Source organism: Bilifractor sp. LCP21S3_A7 (assembly GCF_052118825.1).
Classification (GTDB): Bacteria; Bacillota; Clostridia; order Lachnospirales; family Lachnospiraceae; genus Bilifractor.
In genome coordinates, this window is the sequence record NZ_JBQKGL010000016.1 from 42,882 (window position 1) to 68,563 (window position 25,682).

A 25,682-nucleotide genomic window follows, 5' to 3' on the forward strand; every position below is an offset into this window, starting at 1 on the left:
CTGTCAATGGGAACCGCTAACGCAATGCACCATGCTTTCGGCCTGTCTCGGTCTCTTTCCGCCGCATATTATCTCTGTGCTCCGCAAACCCTCCGGTAAGGCGCATCCACAGCATTCGAAGCAGCTGGGCATGCCCTCTTCCGCAGGCTTGCCCATCCTGCCGCCCGTCCCTGCCACCGGAAATCCACCTCAGATCTCCTGCCGTTTCAGCTCGATGATCCGTTCCGCCAATGACGTGTAGCGGTTTTCCTCGGTTGCATTTTCAATCATCGCCTGGAACACCTGTCGGCTTCCTGTCAGAACCACACATTTCCTGGCCCTTGTCACAGCAGTATAGAGGAGGTTCCGTGTCTGCAGCATATGCGGAACACCGAGGAGAGGAATGACTACGGCAGGGTATTCGCTTCCCTGTGCTTTGTGAACCGTCGTAGCATATGCCAGCTCCAGTTCATCCAGCTGGCGGAAGGTATAATCCACAGTCTTTCCCTCTTCATATTCAACAGTAAGCAGCTCGTTCGGCGCATCAATTCTCCGGATGATGCCCATATCACCGTTGAAGACCCCGAGGCCCCGCTGCGCGACGATTCCGTATTTTCCCCTCAGCTGCCATTCCAGCTGATAATCGTTTCGGATCTGCATGACCTTGTCTCCCTCCCGGAAAATTCCGCGGGAGGTTTCTCTCTCCTGCTTGGCAGGAGACGGCGGATTCAGATAAGTCTGCAGAATCCGGTTGAGACTCTCAACGCCAAGCGCTCCCTTTCGTGTCGGTGTCAGGACTTGTATCTCCGAAGAATCTGCCTTTACATACTTTGGGAGCTTTTCCTGCACCAGAGCGAGCACAACTCTCTGTACCACCCGCACATCCTCCCGTTCAAGGAAAAAGAAATCCCTGCTCCGATTATCCGTGCGAACGGGAAGCCCGGCATGGATCCGGTGTGCATTGACCACGATATCGCTTTCCTGCGCCTGCCGGAAAATCCTGGTAAGCATAACAACCGGAAAGCATCCGGACCGTATGATGTCCCTGAGCACACTGCCCGGTCCGACGCTCGGAAGCTGGTTCTGGTCACCCACCAGAATCAGCCGTGTTCCCGGGACAATCGCTGAAAGAAGTGAATGCATCAGGAAAATATCAACCATCGACATCTCATCAATGATGATCACGTCCTGCTCCAGCGGATTTTCAGCATTCCGTTCAAAGCGTACATTCATCGACTCCTCATCAGCCGCACCTGAAATCTCAAGCAGCCGGTGTATCGTAGACGCCTCATAACCGGTTGCCTCCGTCATCCGCTTCGCCGCGCGTCCGGTCGGCGCAGCCAGCGCGATACTCAGATGCTCCGATTCAAAATACCGGATCATCGTATTGATCGTTGTGGTTTTTCCGGTTCCCGGCCCTCCCGTCAATACAAAAATACCGTTCGTGGCAGCCTCCGCCACCGCCTTGCGCTGAAGATCGTCAAGAATAATCCGGTCGGACTTCTCGATCCTGCGGATCCTCTCATTTACCGCCTCTTCGTCCTCACTGATATGGAGATTCAGATCCTGAAGCATTCTTGCGCAGTTGAGTTCTGTCAGGTACGATCTCTCCGCATATATTCTCGCGTGAGAATCTCCGTTCTCATCCTCAAAGACCAGGGCCTTTATTTTTTTGTCGAGAGCAAGGTCCATCAGATACCGGTCGATGTCACCGGGATCTGTTCCCAGAAGTTCTCCGGCTCTCTGCACCAGGATCTCCTTCGGAAGGTAAATATGGCCCTGCGCGCCAGCCTGATTGAGCGCGTACAGGATTCCGCTCCGGATCCGGTATTCTGAATCCGGCCGGATTCCAGCCCTGGAAGCAATCTCATCGGCGATCCGAAATCCGACCCCGTCAATATCATCTGCCATCTGATAAGGGTTCTCACGCATCACCGTATACAGCCTGTCCTGGTAACGGTTATAAATCCGGATGGCGAGAGAAAGGGAGATCCCGTACTGGGAGAGAAAAATCATAGCGTTCTGCATCTGTGATTTTGCCTCAACCTGCTCTCCGATCTCCCGGGCTTTCCGTTCACTGATCCCCTTTACCTCGGCCAGCCGCTCCGGCTCCTCCTCCAGGATCCGCAGGGTGTCATCGCCAAACCGCTTCAGAATACGTGAGGCCAGCGCTGCTCCTACGCCCTTGATGGCTCCACTCCCCAGATACCTCTCCAAGGCTACACTGTCTCTCGGAATTGTAACATGGACATTCTCTGCCCGGAATTGCTTTCCGTAGCTTGGATGAACACTATACTCTCCCTCCGCCTCGATATACTCTCCCTCGTTGACCGAGGAGAAGCTGCCGACACAGGTCACATCCTCGTCCAGCGCGGACAGATTCAGAACGGTATAACCATTATCCTCATTTCGATAGATGATATGCTCCACATATCCTTCTATTTTTTCCGACATGCTCATCTCCAAACGTCCGGCCTTACCGGAACGCAGCCGGCTTCCTCAGCGGAAGCTCTTCTGCTTTTCAAAATCCGACATTGCACGAATATACAACCCGGTACCGACAGCGACTGCCTGCTGCGGATTGTCCGCTAGAAGGGTCCGGATTCCGGTTGCCTTCTCGATTTCTCCTTCCAGTCCGTCCAGCATCGCGCCTCCTCCGGTCAGAACAATTCCCCGTTTCGCTATATCTGCCGCAAGATCCGGGGGTGTTTTCTCCATCACTACACGGATTGTCTCGATAATCCGGCGCACCGCCGGAGAGACGGCTTCTCTTACCTGATCCGAGGTAATGCTGACCGTCCGCGGAAATCCCGCATCCACATCGCGTCCCGTCACAGAAACCTGTCTCAGGCTCCGGTCCGGATCTGCGGATCCAATCTGAATCTTGATATCCTCTGCGGTCTGGCTTCCGATGATCAATCCGTAGATATCATGAATATACTGACAGATTGCCTCGTCAAATGCTTCTCCTGCCGTCCGGATGGACTGAGAAATCACAATTCCTCCCAGCGACAGAACGGCAATCTCGCTGATGCCTCCCCCGATATTCACGATCATGCTGCCGCTCGCGCGCATAATGTCCACACCGGCTCCCATCGCGGCAACGATCGGTTCCCGGACGATCACAGCGTCCCTCGCGCCCGCGCGGTACGAAGCTTCCTCTACCGCTCTTCTCTCGATATCCGAAACGCCGCTCGGCACACAGATACAGATCCTCGGCTTCAGAATATTCCAGTTTCCCATAGATTTTCGAATAAAATACCGCAGCATTCGTTCGGTAACGACAAAATCCGAGATCACGCCATCCTTCAGCGGACGTATCCCGACAATATTGCCCGGCATTCGTCCGATACACTGCGCCGCTTCGGTCCCGAATGCCAGAATCTTGTTCGCGTCTCTGTCATAGGCCACAACGGATGGCTCCTGGCAGAAGATTCCCTTCCCCTTGACATATACAATAATTGACGCCGTTCCAAGATCAATTCCAATGTCAGTAACCGGCATATAATAATGTTCCTTTCTATCTTATTGGATAAGCTCTTCGAAAACGCAGACAGGCCGCCTGCCGCGAAGCGTGTGTAAGAGACTGTATGCGATTTCGAAGGCAACAGGTATGAGCACAAAGTGACGCTTATCAGCCGTCATCCCTTCAGATATTCTCTGAGATACTGACCGGTGTACGACTCCGGCACCTTCGCAACCTCCTCCGGCGTACCACTCGCGATCACCGTGCCGCCCTTGTCGCCGCCCTCCGGGCCCATGTCAACGATATAGTCAGCAGTTTTAATGACATCAAGGTTGTGTTCAATGACGATAACCGTATTGCCATCTTCCGTGAATCTCTGAAGAATATCCACCAGCTTGTGCACATCTTCAAAATGAAGACCGGTTGTCGGCTCATCCAGAATATAGCAGGTCCTTCCTGTGCTTCTCTTGGATAGTTCAGCCGCCAGCTTGATTCTCTGAGCCTCACCGCCCGATAGTTCTGTAGAAGGCTGCCCGAGCTTCACGTACGACAGACCGACATCATACAGCGTCCTGATCTTTCGGTAGATCGACGGAACCTTCTCAAAAAAGGGAAGCGCCTCCTCCACGGTCATATCCAGAATCTCAAAGATATTTTTCCCCTTGTATCTGACCTCCAGTGTCTCCCGGTTGTAGCGTTTTCCGCCGCACACCTCGCAGGGGACGTAGACATCCGGAAGAAAATGCATCTCAATCTTCACAATTCCGTCTCCGGAACATGCCTCGCATCTTCCTCCCCTGACATTGAAGCTGAAACGTCCCTTCTTGTAGCCGCGTGCCTTCGCATCCGGTGTCGCGGCAAAAAGATCACGGATCATATCAAATACACCTGTGTATGTCGCGGGATTTGATCTCGGCGTACGCCCGATCGGGGACTGATCGATATTGATCACCTTGTCCAGGTGCTCCATTCCTTCAATTCCCCTGTGCTTTCCCGGAATCACAAGAGCATGATTCAGCTCCCTCTGCAGATGCTTGTAGAGAATCTCGTTGACAAGAGAGCTCTTGCCGGAGCCCGAAACACCGGTCACACAGGTCATCACACCGAGCGGAAATTTTACATCGATGTTCTTGAGATTGTGTTCCTCGGCGCCCCTGACAATCAGCCATTCCTTTGGCTTCCTTCTTACATCGGGAACCGGAATCTTACGCTTTCCCGACAGATACTGCCCCGTGATGGATTCCGGACATTTCATGATGTCCTCTGCGGTTCCCATGGCGACCAGCTCGCCGCCGTGGCTGCCCGCCCCCGGGCCGATATCTACCACACAGTCTGCCGCCCGCATCGTTTCTTCATCGTGCTCGACAACGATAACGGAATTTCCAAGATCCCGGAGATGCATCAGAGTTCCGAGAAGCTTTCCATTGTCTCTCTGATGAAGGCCAATGCTCGGCTCGTCCAGTATGTAAGCCACTCCGACAAGTCCCGATCCGATCTGGGTGGCAAGCCGGATACGCTGTGCCTCACCGCCGGAAAGCGATCCGGTGGCTCTCGCCAGCGTCAGATAATCCAGTCCGACTTCGTGGAGAAAGCTCACACGGTTCCGGATTTCTTTCAGGATCTGTCTTCCGATCAGCATCTGATGATCACTTAAACGGATATCGTCCAGAAATTTCAGAAGATTCTCAATCGACAGATTCGTCACCTCGTAGATATTTTTGTCCGCAACGGTGACTGCCAGCGAAGACGGCTTCAGCCTCTGCCCGTGACATGCCGGGCACGGAGAAATATTCATAAAGTTCTCGTATTCCTGACGCGAAGATTCCGACGCGGTTTCCCGATACCGCCGCTCCACATTCTTGATCAGCCCCTCAAAGGCAACGTCGTAGACACCTTCTCCCCGCTGACCCTTATAATGGACCTTCACTGAATGCCCTTTTGTTCCATAAATCAGAATATCGTGGATTTTTTTGGGGTAATCCTTAAACGGCGTGGACAGAGAAAAATGGTATTCCTCCGACAGTGCTTCCAGCATGCACCGCGTAAAGCTTCCCTTCTGCGTGCTCGACTGCCATCCAGGAACGGCAAAGGCTCCCTCGTCGATGGATCTCGATGGATCCGGGATCATCAGCGATTCCGCGAACTCCATCCGATAGCCAAGGCCGGAGCACTCCGGACAGGCGCCGAATGGATTATTGAAGGAAAAGCTCCTCGGCTCGATCTCGTCTACACTGATTCCGCAATACGGGCAAGAGAAGCTCTCGCTGAAATTCCGGGTATGCCCGTCCATTGTATCGACTACGAGAAGTCCACCGGAAAGTTTCAGCACGTTTTCCACCGAATCCGTCAGTCGCTTTTCGATTCCCGGCCGGACAATAAGGCGGTCCACCACAATTTCAATGTTATGTTTCAGATTTTTGTCGAGTACGATGTCCTCCGACAGGTCATACTGGTTTCCATCTATGACCACGCGGACATAGCCGGATTTTCTTGCCTGCTCCAGAACCTTCTCATGACGTCCCTTCCGTCCTCTCACCACAGGCGCAAGCAGCTGGATTCTGGATTTCTCCGGCAGCTCCATGATCTGGCCCACCATCTGATCCACCGTCTGTCTGCTGATCTCACGTCCGCAGTTCGGACAGTGCGGAATCCCGACTCTTGCATACAAAAGCCTGAAATAATCATAGATCTCCGTGACCGTTCCCACTGTGGATCGCGGGTTCCGGTTGGTCGATTTCTGATCGATGGAAATGGCGGGCGGCAGGCCCTCGATACTCTCCACCTTCGGTTTCTCCATCTGCCCGAGGAATTGCCTCGCGTAGGAGGAGAGACTCTCCATGTAACGTCTCTGTCCCTCTGCATAAATGGTGTCAAACGCCAGAGAGCTCTTTCCCGATCCGGATAGCCCGGTCAGCACCACAAGCTTGTCTCTGGGGATATCTATATTCAAATTCTTCAGATTATTCTCCGAAGCACCTCTGATCCTGATAAAATGATTTTTTTCTGTCAATCTTAAACACCTGACCCTTCTGACGGCTTTACTCATCTGTGGCTCTGTCATGCTGTAAACAGCATCACATACTGTATAAACTACGGATTGCTCCGTGCTTCACACGCTCGCATTCCTACAGAAAATCCGCCATGACCGTATTCGACAGGGAAAGCCCCCGGCGGGTGAGAAACAGATTTCCTCTTTCCTCCCGCAGAAGGCCTGCATCTTCATACTTGCGGATTGTACTGCCGTATACCTCAATTACATCCTCTCCGAAGCGACATCTGAACTCCTCTTCGTTGATGCCGGACGTCATTCTGAGTCCCAGAATCATAAATTCTGCCATCCGGTCCCCTTTTCCGAGATATTCCGGCTCTTCCCGTCCGGATTCCGAAAGAATATCCTCGATTTTTTCAACGGACAGATGCCCTCCGCTATACAACATCTTTATTCTTCCATCGCTCATCGGTTCATCGTGTGCCTGAAGATACGTTTCGATATCATCCGTGTTTCGGAATCGGAGATAACCCGTATAAGAGGATGCTCCGAGCCCCAGTCCGAGGTACGGAATCCCGGTCCAGTATCCCACATTGTGGCGGCATTCCCTCCCGATTCTTGCGTAGTTGGAGATTTCATACCGGCGGAATCCATAGCCGGCAAGGATCTCCTCTGTCCGATCGTACATCCGCCTCTCTGTCTCCTCACAGGGGAGGATCTCCTCAGAGCTCAGATGATACTGTCCTTCTTCGAGTTCTCTTACATGAGTCTCCGTATCTCCCTCGGCAATCATCCCGGAGACCTCGTGATATTTTTCGTAAAAAGGTGTTCCCTCCTCGATGATCAGGCTGTACGCAGATATGTGCTCCGGACCTGCTTCTGCGATCCGCCGGAGTGATTTCTCCCAGGATTCCTCTGTCTGCCCCGGGAGTCCGGACATCAGGTCGACATTCAGATTGGAAAATCCCGCCTCCCTCGCGTACGCAAAGCTCTCCCGGAACGCCTGAAACGTGTGGATTCTGCCAAGACGCTTCAATTCCCCGTCGTCGGCGGACTGACACCCGAAGCTCAGCCGGTTGATTCCCGCTCTTCGATAAACGGACAGGCTTTCCGGCTGCACGGTTCCAGGATTGGCTTCCATCGAAATTTCCGCACCCGGCTCCAGATGAAAGGTCTCTCTGACCGCATGCATGATCTCCGCAATCATCTCTGCGGGAAGAAGAGAAGGGGTTCCACCCCCGATATATATAGAAGAAACACTCTGCCTCATACCGGAAAAACTCCGGATCTCGCGCACCAATGCCTCCACATATCTGTCTTGTGTTCCGCACTCAGCGGGAAAACTGAGGAAATCGCAGTATCCACATTTTTTTGCGCAGAATGGGATGTGAATATATAATTCCATGCCGGCTTTAGTTCTCATCCAGCTTCAGAACATTGAGGAAGGCGTCCTTTGGGATTTCAACGTTTCCGATCTGCCGCATCTTCTTCTTTCCTTCCTTCTGTTTCTCCAGGAGCTTCTTCTTGCGGGAGATATCTCCGCCATAGCATTTTGCAAGTACATCCTTACGGAGAGCCTTTACCGTCTCTCTCGCAATCACCTTTGAGCCGACAGCAGCCTGAATCGGAATGTCGAAAAGCTGCCGCGGAATCTCCTGCTTCAGTTTCTCGCACATCTTTCTGCCCCGGTCATAGGCGGAATCTGCAAATACTATGAATGACAGGGCATCTACCGGCTCCTTATTGACCAGAATATCAAGTCTCACCAGCTCACTTCTCTGATACCCAATGATCTCATAATCCAGAGACGCATACCCTCTGGATCTCGATTTCAGAGCATCGAAGAAATCATAGATGATCTCATTGAGTGGAATATGATAGGTTAGAAGCGCACGGGTCGTCTCGATATACTCCATACCCTGGTATTCGCCCCTGCGCTCCTGACAGAGCTGCATGATCGGACCGACAAACTCGGTGGTTACCATGATCTCTGCCTTTACCATCGGCTCCTCCATGTATTCGATCTCTGAAGGATCCGGAAGATTGGATGGGTTCGTCAATTCCACAACTTCTCCGCTCGTCTTGTGAATCTTATATACAACTCCCGGCGCCGTTGTGACCAGATCCAGATTATATTCTCTCTCCAGCCGCTCCTGAATGATCTCCAGATGGAGCAGACCGAGAAAGCCACAGCGGAACCCGAAGCCCAGCGCCGCTGAGGTCTCTGGCTCATAATACAGAGACGCATCATTGAGCTGCAGCTTTTCCAATGCGTCCCGAAGCTCCGGGTACTTCGCTGAATCTGCAGGGTAGATACCGCAGTATACCATGGACTGTACCTTTTTGTAACCGGGAAGCCGCTCTGCGCAGGGACGGTCCGCATTTGTCACAGTATCTCCAACGCGGGTATCCTTGATGTTCTTGATGCTCGCAGTGATATAGCCCACCATACCGGCCTCAAGAACATCACACGGAATCATCTGCCCTGCGCCAAAATAACCGACTTCAACCACCTCTTCTTCCGCCCCGGTCGCCATCATCCGGATCCGGTCTCCTGGCTTCACCGTGCCCTCCCGAAGCCTGACGGAGATGATCACTCCCTTATAGGAATCATAGATGGAGTCAAAGATCAGTGCCTTCAAGGGCGCCTTCACGTCTCCTTCCGGAGCCGGGATCTTGTGCACGATCGCTTCCAGCACATCCTCAACGTTCTGACCTGTCTTCGCCGAAATCTCGGGCGCATCCTCTGCGTCCAGGCCGATGACGTCCTCTATCTCGCTTTTTACCTCCTCCGGATGTGCGCTCGGAAGATCGATTTTGTTCAGCACCGGGAAAATTTCCAGATCATGCTCCATGGCAAGATATACATTTCCCACCGTCTGTGCCTCCACTCCCTGTGTCGCGTCCACCACAAGAACAGCACCATCACAGGCAGCAAGGCTTCTGGAAACTTCATAATTAAAGTCCACGTGGCCGGGGGTATCGATCATATTCAGGATATACTCTTCACCGTCTTTCGCCCGGTAGACCGTACGGCATGCCTGTGCTTTTATGGTAATTCCGCGTTCCCGCTCCAGATCCATATTATCAAGAACCTGATTCTGCATCTCGCGGCTGGTGAGAAGGCCCGTCTTCTCGATGATCCGGTCCGCCAGTGTTGATTTTCCGTGATCAATATGCGCGATAATGCAAAAATTTCTGATTTTGCTCTGATCTATTAATGACAAGGTACTACCTCCGGTTTTTGAGATTATGTATCATATAAACATCTGCAGATTCTCCCTCCGGAATCTGTCACCGGGTCTTTCTTCTTTTCGCTTTCCCCGCATTCAGACAGACTCCGGCAAATATACAGTGAGATTATACTCGACTTTGTCTGGGGCCGCAAGGTGCAGGAAACGTGAAAATCTTCGAAAAAAGCCGGCTGACGGCAAAAAGATGTTCAGCAACCGTCAGGCGATGGTCTAAAGATGGTCAAAAGATTCACGTTTTTTGATAATTACAGATTCACGTTTTTTGAAAATTTCAGTTGACAAACCCATATGAAATAGAATAATATGAATAAGCATGTTCGGAAGTGGAAAAGTGTCATCCTATAAAGAACATCCCATAAATATAAAATAAAAGGAGGTGTACAGTTTGGCTAACATCAAATCCGCGAAGAAGAGAATTCTCGTTAACAAAACAAAGGCTGAGAGAAATCAGGCCATCAAGTCTGCAGTAAAAACATCTATGAAAAAGGTAGAGGCTGCAGTTGCTGCGAATGACAAGGAAGCTGCACAGGCTGCTCTGCTGAATGCAACATCTGTCATCGACAAAGCCGAGACAAAGGGCGTTCTTCATAAGAACAACGCCTCCAGAAAAGTTTCCCGCTTAAGCAAAGCTGTAAACTCTATTCAATAAACAAACATAAATAAACGAGCAAACACGAGGAGTCGTCGCCTCGTGTTTTTTTATTGTATAAAGCCGTCGTCAAGCGGGCAGTTTTTGGGCATGCGAAGCATGCACAGAAAACTGCATGCTTGAACGACGCTAACATGTATGAGCATGGAGCGGTGTGAAACACCGCGAGAATGCGAATATGCGCGGGCAGTGAGCCACACCCGCTCACACAAAGTGTGAAGCGGTGGGGCGAACGCCGCGACAGACCGACGAAGTCGGTCACATGTGGCAGCTGCGAGAGTTGCGAAGCAACGGAGCAGCCGGCTTTATACAGTATGTGGCACGTTTTATCATATGGGCGTTTACTGTATAAGCTCTTCGAAAACGCAGACAGGCCGCCTTCCGCGAAGCGCGCGTAAGAGGCTGTATGCAATTTTGAAGGCAACAGGTATGAGCGTGAAGACGTGTGAAACACGGCGAAAGTGCTCATACCTGCAGTTTTCACCGGCTCCATTTCACAATCATCATCTCCACGCTGAGCTTGTCATCCAGCCGCCCCGTCTTTACCTCTTCCTCAACCTGCACAAATTCCCTCACAATGGTTTCAAGCTGCGGAATTGAATAATTCCGGCACAGTCCGAGCGTGCGGCTGACTGCAAACGGCGGCATGCCAACTTTTGGTGCGATTTCCCGGTTCGGCATTCCATCTGCCGCCAGTGTCTTCACCTGCAGGAGCTGATTATACTGTCTCGCCAGGAGATACAGAATCCGCATCGGCGCTTCCTTGAGTGCCAGAAGATCATAGTAATAATCCAGCGCCTTTTTCTGCTGATGTTCCGTAACTGCCCGTATCATGTCAAAAATCTGGTTTGTGATCTGGGGAGCGCAGACCGCGTCAATGTCCTGATTTGTGATGACCTCCCTGCCCATGGTATAGCAGAGCAGTTTTTCAAGCTCACTGCTGATATTTGCCATGTCTGTTCCTGTCATATCTAGAAAGTGGCTCATATCCTTCCTGGTGATTTTCTTCCCCTCTCTGGTCATACGTGTCAGCACCCACCGGGTAAGGGTCTCCTCTGTCTGCGCCGCAAACTCCGCCACATGCCCCTTTTTCTGAATCTGCTTGTAGAGACGATTTCTCTTGTCAACCTCGTCCTCCACAAATATCATCACAAGGTAGTCCGGCAGATGATCCATGTAGTCATCCAGTCTCTCGGTCTTCCGGCGGAAAAATCCACTGTTTTCGACGAGAATAACCCGTCGGTCCGCAAAAAAAGGCAGCGTTTCTGCCTGCGACACAATCTCCTGCTCATCCACGTCCTTACCGGTGTATCTGGTAAAGTTCATGGTATCCCCCTCCGGAACAAGCGCCCGGATCAGAAGATCCCTGTACTGGTTTCTCAGATACGCTTCTTCCCCGTACAAAAGATAAACCTTTTTGAAATTGCCGCCTTTGATATCTTCCCGAATTGTCTTCAACCTTCTGCAACCTCCCTTTCCCGGGATTTTCTGCTCACTGTCTCATCTTACCATATCCGCTTCTCTCCGGAAAGTTCTGATCCGGAAGCTTCCTCTTCCCTTCGTTTCCAGACAGATGGCACCACAATCTCTCGTCACATAATATTCCGCTCCTGCCTCGCGGATCCTTGTCAGCGTCTCTCCCGCAGGATGTCCATACCTGCTCTTTTCCGGCGCGGAAATCATGCAGACAACAGGAGATACCTTTCGGAGAAATGAATCTGAAGTAGAATTGCGTGAGCCGTGGTGCGCAACCTTCAGATACTCCACGGATTCGGCCTCCTCCAGAACCTTTCGTTCTCCTTCTCCTTCCAGATCTCCCGTCAGGAGTGCATCGAAATCCCCGAAAGACAGCAGCAGAACCATGCTGTCCTCATTTCTCCCTCCAGTCATGCCATCAGATGCGCCACGACTTGTGTCCCCCAATGACGCACCGGCAGCGCGGCCATCTGTCCCTCCGGTCCCCGATCCATTTTCCGGCTCTGTATCCGGATGCAGCACCCGGATTCGGAGCTTTCCATCCTGAAGTGTATTTCCTTTTTTCAAAAACACGATCCGGATCCCTGCCTTCCTGCATAATTTTATAAGGTGTCCGCCTGCAGCGTCATTCTGCATCTGCGGAGTCAGATAAAGCGCATCGACCCGGATCCGTATCCGTTGTCCGACAATTTCCTTCAGCAGCTCCTCGATCCCGTTCAGGTGATCCTGATCTCCGTGACTGACAAAAATTCCCCGGATCCTTGTAACCCCTCGAGATTTCAGATATGGAATGATCCGGTACTTCCCCGGCTGCTTCACACTGCTGCTTCCTCCGTCGACGAGATACACCGGATCCCCGCCTGGCTTCCACATTCCGAGTCCCCGGGAGATGACGAGACTGTCTCCCTGTCCGACATCCAGCATAGCAATTGACAACGCCGGACTCCATTTCAGAGAAAGAACCAGCACGGCCGCAGCCGCCACCAGCGCCGCGCGCCTTCCCATACCGTGTCTGAGGCAAATCCATACCAGAAGAAGGCAGAATCCATAGGCCATAAGCTGCCACCGTTCCGGTTTTCCGACCGTCCATACCGATCCCGGGATGGTTTTCACAAACAACGCAATTCTCTCAAACAGCTGAAGTAAAAGATCAACTGGAATCAACAATAGCCACCCTGCCGGAGAACACAGCATACCTGCAGTGCTTCCGGCGATACCAAGGATCAGTATCGCTCCCATCGCCGGAACAATCAGCAATGTTGCGAATGGCAGCACCGGAATCTCTGAAAATGCGTAAGCGGCAACCGGGATCGTGCACAGCATGACTGCCACCCACATCAGAAATGCCTCGAGAATTTTTTCAAAAATTTTCTTGATCCGGCTTCCTCTGTGCCAATAATTCTTCGGTACCAGTCCAAGCAATGCCGGGTAAAAAACGGCTGCGCCTCCAACCGCCGCATAGGAAAGCTGGAATCCGGCATCGAAAAGATATCCCGGCCTTGTTAACAGTAGAAGAATGGCCGAGATCCCGACCGCGCACAGCACGTCATAAGACCTTCGTAGAATTTTTGCCCCCAGGGCAAGTCCGAACATGATCATCGCACGGACAGCAGAGACCGGGGAGCCCGCAAACACGCAGTAAATTCCTGTCACCGCCGCTGCGCCGGCAGCGGCAATGGCCTGTCCTGCCCGGATGTGAGAAGGCATGCCTGAAAGAAGAACACGGAACAGCAGCTCATAAAATATCATCCCAAGCACTGAGATATGCAGTCCGGAAATTGCCAGAACGTGCATGACTCCGCCGTACCTGTACCGTTCTTTGCTCTCTTCGCTCAGCATTGAGCGGTCTCCAAGCAGCATAGCCGACAAAACCCCGGCCTGTTTCGGATGCATCAGTTTCGCCTGCCGGGCGCTGACTCCTTCCCGAAACGCTGCAAGATGCTCCCGTAAGCCTCCACCCGGGTCTGTCACCATGACTTTCTCGTTCAGCATTTCATAATAAATCTTTCTGCACGCATAATATTTCCTGCTGTCAAATTCACCCGGATTTGAGGGTCCGTCAATTTCCGATAGTTTTCCCCGGAATATCACTTTGCTCCCGACCGGAAGCTGTCCAATATCGCGCTCCTTCAATTCTTCTTCGGTTAACAGTCCTGTCCCGGCAAGTTTATTATCGTCCGCAAAATTCGTCTCCGGCAACACTGTAACTTCCGGCAGCACTGTAACCTTCAGATAACCAATCCGGATACGGCAAACCTGATTCTTATCGTCCCGGAATTCAGCTCTGCAATCCTTAATGATATACTGAACAGATTTTTTCTTCCGATTCCTCTCCACAATCTCTCCGGAGCAGCTGGCAGTCGTTCCAGACTCCAGAACGCTTTGCGCGCTCTCCGGAATCTTAGGGCGTCCAAAAACAGGGATTCCTGCAAAGCGACAGAACAGAATCCCCAGAATCAGCAGCACACAGGCAATACAGACAGGCCGGTATTTCAAATCCCATCACCCCGATTCCATCATCGTGTCATTACACCGATGCCTTGAAAAAATGTGAAAATGAAAAAGCTGTGGAAATGAAAAAATGTCAAAACATAAAAGCAGAAACGAGATAAAACACGCTGCGCGAGTTTTATCTCGCTATCGCGACGCTCGCCGCACACGAATACTTCGCATTCGGCTGCGGCTCACTGTTCGCGTAAATAAAAGAACAAATTGGAACATATGAAATGCACGAAAGAAACTGCAGCGCAATGATAAAAGCCGCTTTCATTAAGAAAGCAAGGGAAGAGAAGAAAAAATAAAAAGGAAAGAGAGGAAAAAGGGAAAAAAGAAAAGCAGAGAACGAAAAGCAAAACAAAATTGAAAAGTAATCAGAACGGCTGATGTGTTGACATAAATACACCATAACACCCGGCCGTAAAAAACGCAATATGCAATTCTCACAAAACCGCAGCAATCCGTAGCTTATACAGTTTGTGGCACAATGTATCCTGTATAAGCTCTTCGAAAACGCAGACAGGATCGTCACGCGCGAAGCGTGTGTAAGAGACTGTATGCGATTTCGAAGGCAACAGGTATGAGCGTGAAGCCGTGTGAAACACGGCGAAAATGCGAATACCTGTAGGATTGCGAGAGTGCGAAGCACAGAGCAATCCGTAACTTATACAGTGTGTGGCACAATATATCGTATGGCCGTCTACTGCATAAGTACAGCCGCAATGTTCTTGGCCCACGGGGAGCCTTCTCACCAGTGGGCAAGAACATTAACGATGACAACAGGTATGAGCATGAAGTGACGCGTCAGCGGCACGAGAATACAAATCTGCCGTCACGAAGAAATCAGATCCTGGTTTCTGGTATACTGCACACTCAGATCCATGCTGTTGCGAAAGACGGTGTCACTTTCGCCGTCGATCGAGAACTGAACCTTCTTGGTATTACAGGTCTCCGCCAGTGAATTCACAATAGCATAGATGGGAATCTCCTCACTGATACTCAGAATCGAATTCTGAACACTGTCATCAAAATTCACGTAGCAGATTCCCGCCTGCGAAATAACACTGAGCACCTGTGTGTCCGTGGAGAATACCGGGTAGTGCCCCTCCTCAGAAGGGCCCTGAATCAGCTCTTCCACAACTGCTTTCTCCACAGGCTCATTACTGCTGTAATAGACCTCCCTCGTTTCCGGAACCAGCTTCGACCCGGTCTGATCCGTAAAATACAGCGTCATTTCCATCTCCTGATAAGCATTGATATTCTTTCCGGCATTATCCACAAAGCTGTCATTTGTCAGAGCACCGACTGCATTTCCGCTGCTGTCAGTAAGATCCCTGCCGTCCACTGTAAACAGGATTTTGTCGACGCCGTCAATCTGGGCAAAGCTCCGCACCAGACCGCCGATGCAGAGCACTTTTCTTGTCTGTGCCTGGTTCTGAAAGCCCGCGCTCAGATCAAGCGTGAGTACCTGATCACTGAGCTTATAATTCTGAATCTTCACTCCATCCGGCAGAAGGAGAACATCCTCCTTATTTCCCGGCTTCTGTGTCTGCAGGGCGATCATCTCAACAACCTGTCCTTCTGTATCCGGTTCATTAAAATGATATTCCACCCAGCTGATCCGGTCCTCCTCCTGATTCAGATAATAAAGATACGTCTTCTGAACAGAAGCACTGGGCTGAACGCCCGATGAACTGCTGACCGTCGATCCGCAGCCCGCCAGGCCGGCGATAAGGCTGAGAATCATCAGGCAGCTGAGAAGCTTCTTCATCCGTCCATTGCCTCCTTTAAACGATGTGAACCAGCGGAATCCGTATGGAAAAAGTGGTTCCCTCTCCAAGCTTGCTCTTGACACGAATTGCTCCCCGATGCATGACGATTACCTTCTTTGTGATTGCAAGACCCAGACCCGTTCCTCCGATCTCCCGGGAATGGCTTTTGTCCACGCGGTAGAAACGCTCAAAAATATTGTTCAGGGATTCCTCCGGAATTCCGATTCCGTTGTCCGCAATCGTCGTATAACAGTATTTACGATCCGCATTCAGGGAGACTCTCACCCATCCGCCCTCCGGCTTATTATATTTAATGGCATTCTCGATAATGTTTGTGAATGCCAGAGACATTTTGGTTTCATCCACCTGAGCCGTTATCGGACGGAAGCTGTCAAGAATCAGGTCCACATGTGCCTTATCGGCAATCGGTTTCAGCCGCTTGATAATCTGCTCCAGTTCATCATTGATATTGACGTCCGTGATATTCAGATCCGCGGATTTCTTGTCCATTTTCACAAGAGCCAGCAGATCCGTAATGATGGAGTTCTCCCGGTCAATCTCCGCCGAGATGTCCTTCATAAAATCACGGTACTCCTCAATGGGAGCATCGGGGTTCTGATTCAGAACATCCGCCAGCACCTTCATCGAAGTAAGCGGCGTCTTCAGCTCATGCGACACATTAGACACAAATTCCTCACGGCTGTCATCCACTGTCTTCACCCTCGCCAGCATCCGGTTAAACGCATCGGTGATCAGCTTCGTCTCACGATAATCATTGACGGAAATACTCTCATCCTGATACCCGTCCGTGATTCCCTCGATCGAGCGTGTGATTTTCTGCAGAGGCTTGACAAGAATTCCCGAAAGAATATATCCGAGAATCAGGATAACGACCGTGATAATCGCGAGAATCATTGTGCCCCGTTCCTCCAGAATTCCCTTACTGATGCTGATTTCCGTGGTTGATACACTGACAAGCAGTACGCCGGCCGTTTCTGCATCACTGCTCTTCTTGTCCGGATCTTTGATCCGGAAAGTCAGCTCAATATAATTATTTGCTCTGTCGTAATGACTCGTTTCCTTCCCGTTCAGGCAGTCCGTAACCTCCTGTGACAGAGAATATTTTCCGTTATCAATATTGAACGTATCCATGACAATTCTGCTGTCGCGGTTGATTACGAGGATTCGTCCCCCGTAGATTCCGGTGAGCATATTAAACTCCCCGTTAATCACGTCATCACTGGTATCAGACAGATAATTCCGGTTAAAAAGCTGATCCGCCAATATTTCGCACTGATTTTTGACCATCACGGTTCTCTGGCTCACCGCACGGTCCTCGTAGCTCTGTACAATGACGCTTTCCACAATGATAGAGGGCACAATGCCCATGATGAAAAGAAGTATCATAATATAAAACCGGATACTTCTGTAAAAAGCAAAATGCTTTATCTTCTTTTTCATAAAAAACTCCAGGTCCTGACGTCTTCTCTCAATATCCGGTCAGATGTTAAAGTATCTGGATGACGCCGATGTGAAATCCCTCCAGCGGAAAATCAGAATCCCGAGGAACATCAGGATGCAGGCCGAACTGCTGATTACCGCAGGTATCTGAAAACAGTTCATGTGTTTCAGCAAAAAAATCCACTGCAGCAGCGAAAGAACCGTATCCATCAGAAGATAGAGTACAAATTCCTGTAGTGCCATTTTCAGCCCCATACCGATCAGTATTGTAGCCACCATAACACCGACGAAGGCGACCGGCATGACCCAGTGGATTGACCACTTGTGCCACCCTGTAACCGCATCGATGACAAGACTCAGAAAAATACCGATAATCACCTGCACCTGCATGGTTTTTAACGCATTATTCCTGTAATACATGGTCACGCAGATATCGATGAAGCCTACCACAGCACTCAGTACCGAGAGCGGGATCCATGACGGCACACCTCCCATGATGTAAATCATTGCCCCGTCCGAAATCAGGAAGACAATCAAAAGAAAGGCCGCCAGTTTCACGGCACTGAGACGGCTGAATTTTCTCTTTGGAAGTGCCGGAAAAGCCGGATTTTCCGGTTCTCCCGAAAGCGGTCCGCCGCACAGCGGACAGCAGCGCTTATTTCCCCTGATCTTCACATGGCATCTGCCGCATTCCTGCATTCCTTACACCCCCTCGTCACAGTCATTGCTCGCGATTTCCACCGGAACTCCCAGCTGTACCAGCCTGCGAAAAAAATTCATGGCAACCGGGTGTCTCTCGAAGCTGGAGACAACGCCAAATACCATCTGGTCCTCATATGTGCTGACGCACAGAAATACCGTCTTGCAGGACATAAAACTCGAGAATTTCTCAACATACGGAGACATTTCTGCGGGAAGTCTCACAACACCTACGTTCGAAACTGAGGTTGTAACTCCTGTATTCATCCGATATGCGATTCCCTGCAGCGCCACATTTTTGATAAACAGAGGAATTACACGTACCGCAAGATTATGTTCCAGCGCAGAATAAGAATTCATGGTCTTCCGGACGTTCTCCTCCGTCAGCTGTTCTGAAAATTCTCTGCTGACCGGATCCATAATGCTCTTCATGGTACCATCATAATCGCCCGCATAGTAAACCACCTGGATAACGCCGAAAAAGTTCCGGCTCGTCTCTGACGGGAAAAACTGACGAAGATTGACCGGTACACTGACCACAATCGGACGATTATACTCCGAATGCTTCATCTCCTTCAGAATAGCCTCAATCCAGAGGGCAGTGGTCAGAATACCGACGGTCGCATGGTTCTCATGCGCAACCCTGAGAATCTCTCTGACAGAGACTGTTCCCTCCAGAAGATGTTCTTCCAGATTTGCGTCCTGAATACCCCTGATCTGGTAGGCCTTCACCGGAAACATCTCACGCAGATAGTTTCTTTTCTTCCGTTCACCCTTTTCATAATACTTGCTGAAAGCATCGAGCTGCTTCTCCGTCACCGATCCCTGATCCGACCGGAAAAGTGACCGATCAAGACTATGCCTCAGAATCAGGTAATTAGTCACAAGTGACTCAATAAACATGTATCCGCCGGTTCCATCGGAAAGGACATGAAAAATCTCGACATTGATTCTTCTGTGAAAATAGCTCACCCGGTACAGAAAATTTTTCTTCCCGGGAATATAAAGCGCCTTCAGCGCCGGTATATCTTCTTCCCGTACTTTTTCACATCCCGGAAGCTGGTCCATATAATACCAGAAGATCCCCTTCCGCAGGCAGCAGTTCATGTACGGAAATTCCCTCATGGTTTCTTCCAGCGCCTTCTGAAGAATCTCCGGATTCACCTCTTCTTTCAGCTCACAGACGAGCCGGAAGACCCTGGTATCCGCGCCGACCATGGTCGAAGGTATCAGCTTTGCCGCATTATCCAGCCGATACCATTCCCCTGCTTTATGTTCTTTCTCCATATATCAACCTCTGTTCTGCACAAGATTAATCCCGTTTCCGCCTCCCGCTGTGTTGCCGGAAGTATTCGAGCTGCCTTCCTCCGTATAAATATTTCCCGATTCATCCATCCAGTTCCCGGATCCCAACGGAGAATATACATTCTGATTCTCATCGTACCACGCAACTCCGCTGTCATAGGTAACCGTCACCGTATTGCCGTTCCCGTCGGAAAGCACTGCAGTATCTCCCTTTACGGCAGAATCGTCCGTCCCGCTGTCCGAGGAAGAAGATGATGACTCCGCACTCTCTCCGGAGGAATCCCTGTCAGAATTACCATCGGAAGACAAAGAAGCGGATGATGCAGCAGAAGATGTCTGCACCGTTTCTCCGGATCCCGCTGTTCCGCCTCCGGAAGAAGAATCAGAGGAGTCCGCAGCCACTGCCTGCAGGATGGCCTGACTGCTCTCAGAAGATGCCGCTGCGTCCTCTGTTCCGGCAGATGCTGACGCCGATGTGCTCTGTACCGCCTCTCTGTTCTCCGGAGAGCTGTTTCTGCCAGAGGGAGATGCCATATAACGGATAAAAAGTATAAGCATCACAGCGATCAGAATTGCCATGATGATCCTGAGCGGTCGGTTGTTAAAGACTCGTTTCCTTCCAGTCATTCGTTTCTCCTCCAATAACTGCTGAATGCTATTATAGCAAAGCCGCGCCGCATCTTCCACAAGGATGCCGCACTCTGACAGAAAGTCCCACCGTTAACCTCTGCCAACGGTGGGAACTTTACTTCTGCCGCCTGCCCGTGGAAAGCAGGTCTGTCCATAAATTTTATGCCTGAAAATAATAGCCGACTCCCCACTTTGTGTGAACGTACCGGGGTTCGGATGGATTGTCCTCAATCTTCTCGCGAAGCCGCCGGATATGGACGTCCACCGTCCTGACATCGCCCGGATACTCATATCCCCACACGATATTCAGAAGATTATCCCGGCTGTAAACCTTGTTCGGATTAAAAGCAAGAAGCTGCAGTACATCGAATTCCTTCGCGGTCAGATTGACCTCCCGGTCTCCGATAAAGACCCGGCGGCTGTCAATGTCAAGCCGCAGATCCCCTGCCTGAATGATCTTTGTCTTCTCCTCGGTCTTTTCCGTTTTTCTCGTTCTCCGGAGGATTGCCTTGATTCTGGCCTTAACCTCAAGAATATTAAACGGCTTCGTGATGTAGTCGTCGGCTCCGTATTCCAATCCCATGATCTTGTCCATATCCTCACCCTTCGCGGTGAGCATGATAATCGGAACATTGGAAAACTCCCGAATCTGCTGACAGACCTCAAGGCCGCTCATTTTCGGAAGCATCAGGTCCAGAAGTATGATGTCATAATCATTCTCCTTCGCCAGACTGAGTGCCTCCTCTCCATCGTAGGCGCAGGACACCTCATACCCGTCCTGTTCCAGCGAAAACCGGATACCCTTTACGATAAGCTTTTCATCGTCAACTACCAGAACCTTATTTGCCATCTCCAGACCCCTGCCTCTAAATGTACATCCTCATACCACAATATCGTCCCGAATCTTCGCAAAAGCCTTTTCCTTGATTCCCTCGACATTCATAATGTCTTCGATTCTGGAAAAAGTCCCATGCTCCTCGCGGTACGACAGAATCGCGTCTGCCCGCGCAGCACCGATTCCATGCAGTGTCATCAGTTCTTCCCTGCCGGCCGTGTTGATATTTACCTTTGCCTTCCCGGATTCTCCTGAAGACAGATTGCCTTCCGACTCTCCAGCCTGTCCTGCCATTGCGGCGCTGCTGCCGTTCTTCTGAAGTTTCTCTGTCTCTTCTCTCGTATACACGGTGATCTGCTGACCGTCAGCGACCTGTGCCGCCTGATTCAGGCTTCGTCCGTCTGCTTCTCCGGTCATTCCGCCGGCCATCGCAATCGCCTCGTACACACGGCTTCCTGCCGGCAGTTCATAGACCCCCGGCGCGTTTACTGCTCCGCAGACATATACATAACATGTCGTCTCCGGTGCGCCATTCTCCTCTCCTGCAGCGGGTGATTCACCGGAAGCATCTCCTGCTTTTGCAGCGGGCGCTTCGCCGGAAGCATCACCCGCTTCACGTGCGGCAGCCGCTTTGGCGGAAGTATTTTCCGCCTCACCTGTGGCGGGCGCTTCGCCGGAAGCATCCTCCCGCGAAGATAAGCCCTCTACCCGGCCATTTGAAGATTCAAGAACAGCAGACCCGTATCGATAGATGCCCTCATCCTCTCCACAGCCTGATAGAAGAGCCGCGGCTGTAAACGCGACAAAAAGCAGCACGGAAGCATTGCGGATCCGCTTTCTGATTTTATTTATCATTTGTATCTCTCCGATCATCGTCATTTCCTGAATGTTTCCGATAAAGAGATACCCGACCATAAATATTGTAGCGAATTTTTGTAACAATTACAAGGGTAAAGACTCAGAACAAGACTTTCACGAAAGATTCAGAAGCTTAAAACGAGGCTTCCAGTCTCCGGATCATTTCATCAATATCTTCCTTCTCGATGATCAGCGGAGGAACCAGACGGATCACATCCGATCCCGCTGAGATAACCACAAGCCCGTTCTTCAAGGCGTTTCCGACGATTTCACCCACCGGTCTTCCTGTCACAACAAGCCCCTGCATAAATCCCCTGCCGCGGCGCGCCGAGAGAAAATCATATCTGTCTACAAGTGCGTCAAGCTGCTGTTCCAGATATGGAGTCAGTTTTCTCACATGTTCGACAATGTGATTTTTCTCGAACAGATCAAATACCGTGCTGACCGCACGCGTCGCAAGAGGATTCCCTCCATAAGTGCTGCCATGGTCGCCCGGTACCAGAGACCGGGATGCCGCCTTCTCGTTCAGCACAAAGCAGCCGACAGGAACTCCGCAGCCAAGCGCCTTGGCACAGGTCATGATATCCGGCTGTACGCCGAATTCCTGCCATGCCCATAGATTGCCGGTACGCCCCATTCCACATTGAATCTCATCCAGAATCAGCAGAATATCATGCTCATCGCAAAGCTTCCGAACTCCCTCAAGGAACTCCTTTTTGGCCGGATAGATGCCCCCCTCACCCTGCACGGTTTCCATGATAACCGCACAGGTCTTTCCGTTGATGCTTTCTTCAACGCTCTTGAGGTCATTGAATCTGGCAAAGCGAATTCCGCCGATCAGCGGCTTGAACGGCTCCTGATAGGAGGTATTTCCGGTGACGGAGAGTGCGCCCAGACTCCTGCCATGGAAGGAATGCTCCATGGCAATGATTTCATGATCCGAACTCCCGTCTCTGAGCCATGCATACTTTCTAGCAGCTTTAATCGCGCCCTCGATTGCCTCCGTTCCGGAGTTTGTGAAAAATACCTTGCTCATGCCGCAGGACTGCGCTACTTTTCTCGCTGCCTCCGCCATCGGAACATTGTAATACAGATTGGAGGTATGAATAATATGGTCGATCTGGTCCTTCAGTGCGTCATTGTATTCCCGGTTTCCGTATCCGAGGCCGAAAACAGCGATGCCTGCCGCAAAATCCAGATATTTTTTCCCATCCGTGTCATAGAGATGAACCCCCTCACCTCTTTCGAATACAACCGGAAAACGGTTGTACGTGTGAAGAACATATTGATCGGTTTCCTGCATGATTTCTTCAGTCTTCATGATTAAATTTTTCCTCTTCATTTCTCAGAATTGCGGTGCCGATACCCTTGTTTGTAAAGATTTCCAGCAGCAGACAATGCGGAATTCTTCCATCCAGAATATGCACCCGGTTTACTCCGTTATTGATAGCATTGATGCAATTCTGAAGCTTCGGGATCATTCCTCCCGCCACATGGCCGCTCTCCATCAGGCTCTTCGCTTCATCGATCGTGAGAAGAGAGATGAGTGTGGACGGGTCATCCTTGTCATAATATACGCCCTCAATATCACTGAGGAACGCCAGCTTCTCCGCATTCACCGCTTCCGCAATTGCGCTGGCCGCATCATCAGCATTAATATTATAGGAATGATACTCGTCGTCGGCGCCAACCGGACAGACAATCGGGAGAAAGTCCTTTTCCAGAAGATCGTTCAGAACCTTTGGATCCACCTTGCGAATATCACCCACGTAGCCGATATCCTCACCGTCGGAATATTTCTTTTCAACCTGAAGAAGTCCTCCGTCCTTTCCGCTGATTCCTACAGCCTTTACGCCAAGGCTCTCAACCATACTCACCAGTTCCTTATTCACCTTGTTCAGAACCATTTCGGCGATTTCCATGGTATCCTCATCCGTCACGCGCAGTCCGTTGACAAACCTCGGCTGCATGCCAACCTTTCCGACCCACCTTGAAATTTCCTTTCCGCCGCCATGAACGATAATCGGTTTGAATCCGACCAGCTTCAGAAGAACCACATCTTTGATGACATTTTTCTTCAGCTCATCGTCGATCATCGCGCTTCCGCCGTATTTAACCACTATAATCTTGCGGTTGAATCTCTGAATATAAGGGAGTGCCTCGATGAGAACCTCCGCCTTGTCTAAATATTTCTGATTAACCATCTTTCACCTCCGGAGCCATGCAGAAATCAGGATCTGTAATCTGCGTTGATCTTAATATAATCATAGGTGAGGTCACAGCCCCAGGCTGTCGCCTCCTCACTTCCCATCTTGACGTCTGCAATACACGTTACCGCATCCTCAGAGAGGATCTTTGTCGCCTCATCCTCGCTGTAGCCCGTCGAAACGCTGTTCTCTACGATTTTAATCCTGCCGGCTTTGCTTTCAAAATAAAGATCCACATTCTCCGGATCAAATTTTGCACCCGAATATCCCATTGCGCAGAGGATTCTGCCCCAGTTTGCATCTCTTCCGTAGATTGCCGCCTTCGTAAGGTTTGATGTGACAATCGATTTCGCCAATGTTACAGCCTGATCCTTCGTCTTTGCATGCACAACCTTTACTTCGAAAAGTCTGGTTGCTCCCTCTCCGTCGCCCGCAATCATCTTCGCAAGTTCGCGGTTCACCGCAAAAAGAGCCTCAACAAATCTGTCATAATCCTCTCCCCGGGAGGTGATATCCGGATTCCCGGCAAGGCCGTTCGCCATGATCACGCAGGTGTCGTTCGTAGAGGTGTCTCCATCGACCGAGATCATATTGTAAGTATCCTTCACCACCGTTGACAGGGCTTCCTGAAGCATCGTCCCGGAAATCACCGCATCCGTGGTGAGAAAAGAAAGCATCGTGCACATGTTTGGATGAATCATGCCTGCTCCCTTGCACATTCCGCCGATGGTCACTGTTTTTCCGCCCAGTTCAATCTGCACCGATACCTCCTTCGGATGCGTATCCGTGGTCATGATGGACTGTGCCGCAATAGAAGCCGCTTCCCGGGAATTGTCCAGCATCGGAGCAAGAAGATGGATTCCCTTTTCAATGACATCTACCGGGATCTGCGCTCCGATCACTCCGGTCGAACCGATCAGCACCGAGTCCACAGGAATATCAAGCTCTCTTGATGCTGCCTCAGCCGTTTTCCGACAGGCCTCATAGCCCTGTGCACCCGTAGCCGCATTTGCGATTCCGCTGTTGACCACAACCGCCTGTGCGCTCTTACTGTCATGCACCACATGCTGATCCCATTTCACCGGAGCCGCCTTGACAAGATTCGTCGTAAAAGTACCCGCAACAACACAGGGCACAATACTGTAAATCATCGCCATATCCTTTGTATTTCCCTTTTTAATGCCAGTGTGTCCGCCCGCAGCCTTAAATCCCATAGCGGCTGTCACACCATCATGTCCGATATTCATATAAAACCTCCTCCTTGTCGATTCTCTGTTAAGAATAAACTTCTTTTTCGGATATGTAAAGAGTGAATTATGTATAAATATGCATTACATTTACAATATATGCATATTATTTCAACTAAATGCATTTTTCCCTTGCATTTCATACATCAGTGATGTATATTCGTGTATAAGCTCTTCGAAAACGCAAACAGGCTCGTCGCACGCGAAGCGCGCGTAAGAGACTGTATGCGATTTCGAAGGCAACAGGTATGAGCGTGAAGCCGTGTGAAACACGGCGAAAACGCTCATGCCTGTAGGATTGCGAGAGTGCGAAGCACGGAGCAATCCGTAGCTTATACACGACACGCTTCGAAAACGCA

At 50.7% G+C, this 25,682-nt stretch carries 18 protein-coding genes; 1 reads left to right on the top strand and 17 read right to left on the bottom strand.

Going from position 1 to position 25,682, the window contains the following annotated elements:
- Window positions 1–189: 189 nt before the first annotated feature.
- The 5 genes from recD2 to lepA form a co-directional block, all read right to left on the bottom strand.
- On the bottom strand, window positions 190–2,433 hold the full coding sequence (recD2, locus tag ACTQ1O_RS12910; RefSeq protein ID WP_441487608.1) for an SF1B family DNA helicase RecD2: 2,244 nt from the start codon (window positions 2,431–2,433) through the stop codon (window positions 190–192).
- 45 nt (window positions 2,434–2,478) lie between these two features.
- Complete coding sequence (locus ACTQ1O_RS12915) at window positions 2,479–3,483, bottom strand: rod shape-determining protein (RefSeq protein ID WP_441099808.1); 1,005 nt, start codon at window positions 3,481–3,483, stop codon at window positions 2,479–2,481.
- A 137-nt stretch (window positions 3,484–3,620) separates the two neighbouring features.
- Window positions 3,621–6,455, bottom strand: coding sequence for an excinuclease ABC subunit UvrA (gene uvrA, locus ACTQ1O_RS12920; RefSeq protein WP_441487609.1), 2,835 nt, complete (start codon window positions 6,453–6,455; stop codon window positions 3,621–3,623).
- A gap of 115 nt (window positions 6,456–6,570) precedes the next feature.
- Window positions 6,571–7,857, bottom strand: coding sequence for a radical SAM family heme chaperone HemW (gene hemW / locus ACTQ1O_RS12925; protein ID WP_441487610.1), 1,287 nt, complete (start codon window positions 7,855–7,857; stop codon window positions 6,571–6,573).
- Window positions 7,847–9,661: a translation elongation factor 4 gene (lepA, locus tag ACTQ1O_RS12930; protein ID WP_441487611.1), complete on the bottom strand. Its 1,815-nt coding sequence runs from the start codon at window positions 9,659–9,661 to the stop codon at window positions 7,847–7,849. Before lepA ends, hemW begins: the two co-directional genes overlap by 11 nt.
- A 412-nt stretch (window positions 9,662–10,073) precedes the next feature.
- Between lepA and rpsT the strand changes: the two genes are divergently transcribed.
- Window positions 10,074–10,337 (top strand): 30S ribosomal protein S20, encoded by a 264-nt coding sequence (gene rpsT / locus ACTQ1O_RS12935; RefSeq protein ID WP_441475937.1) that lies wholly within the window; start codon window positions 10,074–10,076, stop codon window positions 10,335–10,337.
- A gap of 480 nt (window positions 10,338–10,817) precedes the next feature.
- Here the strand turns inward: rpsT and holA are convergent, their stop codons facing one another.
- From holA to argJ, 12 genes are all read right to left on the bottom strand, one after another.
- A complete protein-coding gene (gene holA, locus ACTQ1O_RS12940; RefSeq protein WP_441487612.1) occupies window positions 10,818–11,795 on the bottom strand; it encodes a DNA polymerase III subunit delta in 978 nt (325 codons plus the stop codon).
- Window positions 11,796–11,837: 42 nt separating this feature from the next.
- On the bottom strand, window positions 11,838–14,309 hold the full coding sequence (locus ACTQ1O_RS12945; protein ID WP_441487613.1) for a ComEC/Rec2 family competence protein: 2,472 nt from the start codon (window positions 14,307–14,309) through the stop codon (window positions 11,838–11,840).
- An 832-nt stretch (window positions 14,310–15,141) separates the two neighbouring features.
- Window positions 15,142–16,080, bottom strand: a complete 939-nt coding sequence (locus ACTQ1O_RS12950; RefSeq protein ID WP_441487614.1) for a GerMN domain-containing protein — start codon at window positions 16,078–16,080, stop codon at window positions 15,142–15,144.
- 16 nt (window positions 16,081–16,096) lie between these two features.
- Window positions 16,097–17,542, bottom strand: a complete 1,446-nt coding sequence (locus ACTQ1O_RS12955; RefSeq protein WP_441487615.1) for an ATP-binding protein — start codon at window positions 17,540–17,542, stop codon at window positions 16,097–16,099.
- 39 nt (window positions 17,543–17,581) lie between these two features.
- Window positions 17,582–18,241 (bottom strand): DUF6320 domain-containing protein, encoded by a 660-nt coding sequence (locus tag ACTQ1O_RS12960; RefSeq protein ID WP_441487616.1) that lies wholly within the window; start codon window positions 18,239–18,241, stop codon window positions 17,582–17,584.
- 3 nt (window positions 18,242–18,244) lie between these two features.
- Window positions 18,245–19,528, bottom strand: a complete 1,284-nt coding sequence (locus ACTQ1O_RS12965; RefSeq protein WP_441487617.1) for a hypothetical protein — start codon at window positions 19,526–19,528, stop codon at window positions 18,245–18,247.
- Window positions 19,529–19,531: 3 nt separating this feature from the next.
- Complete coding sequence (locus tag ACTQ1O_RS12970) at window positions 19,532–20,173, bottom strand: hypothetical protein (protein ID WP_441487618.1); 642 nt, start codon at window positions 20,171–20,173, stop codon at window positions 19,532–19,534.
- Window positions 20,174–20,336: 163 nt separating this feature from the next.
- Entirely contained in the window at window positions 20,337–21,026 is a 690-nt protein-coding gene (locus ACTQ1O_RS12975) for a response regulator transcription factor (protein WP_441487619.1), read from the bottom strand.
- A 30-nt stretch (window positions 21,027–21,056) separates the two neighbouring features.
- A complete protein-coding gene (locus ACTQ1O_RS12980; RefSeq protein ID WP_441487620.1) occupies window positions 21,057–21,866 on the bottom strand; it encodes a helix-hairpin-helix domain-containing protein in 810 nt (269 codons plus the stop codon).
- A gap of 136 nt (window positions 21,867–22,002) precedes the next feature.
- Window positions 22,003–23,190: an aspartate aminotransferase family protein gene (locus ACTQ1O_RS12985; RefSeq protein ID WP_441487621.1), complete on the bottom strand. Its 1,188-nt coding sequence runs from the start codon at window positions 23,188–23,190 to the stop codon at window positions 22,003–22,005.
- Window positions 23,180–24,073 (bottom strand): acetylglutamate kinase, encoded by an 894-nt coding sequence (gene argB, locus ACTQ1O_RS12990; RefSeq protein ID WP_441475946.1) that lies wholly within the window; start codon window positions 24,071–24,073, stop codon window positions 23,180–23,182. The genes ACTQ1O_RS12985 and argB overlap by 11 nt, the downstream gene beginning before the upstream one ends.
- A gap of 26 nt (window positions 24,074–24,099) precedes the next feature.
- Window positions 24,100–25,323 (bottom strand): bifunctional glutamate N-acetyltransferase/amino-acid acetyltransferase ArgJ, encoded by a 1,224-nt coding sequence (gene argJ, locus ACTQ1O_RS12995; protein ID WP_441487622.1) that lies wholly within the window; start codon window positions 25,321–25,323, stop codon window positions 24,100–24,102.
- Window positions 25,324–25,682: the final 359 nt, after the last annotated feature.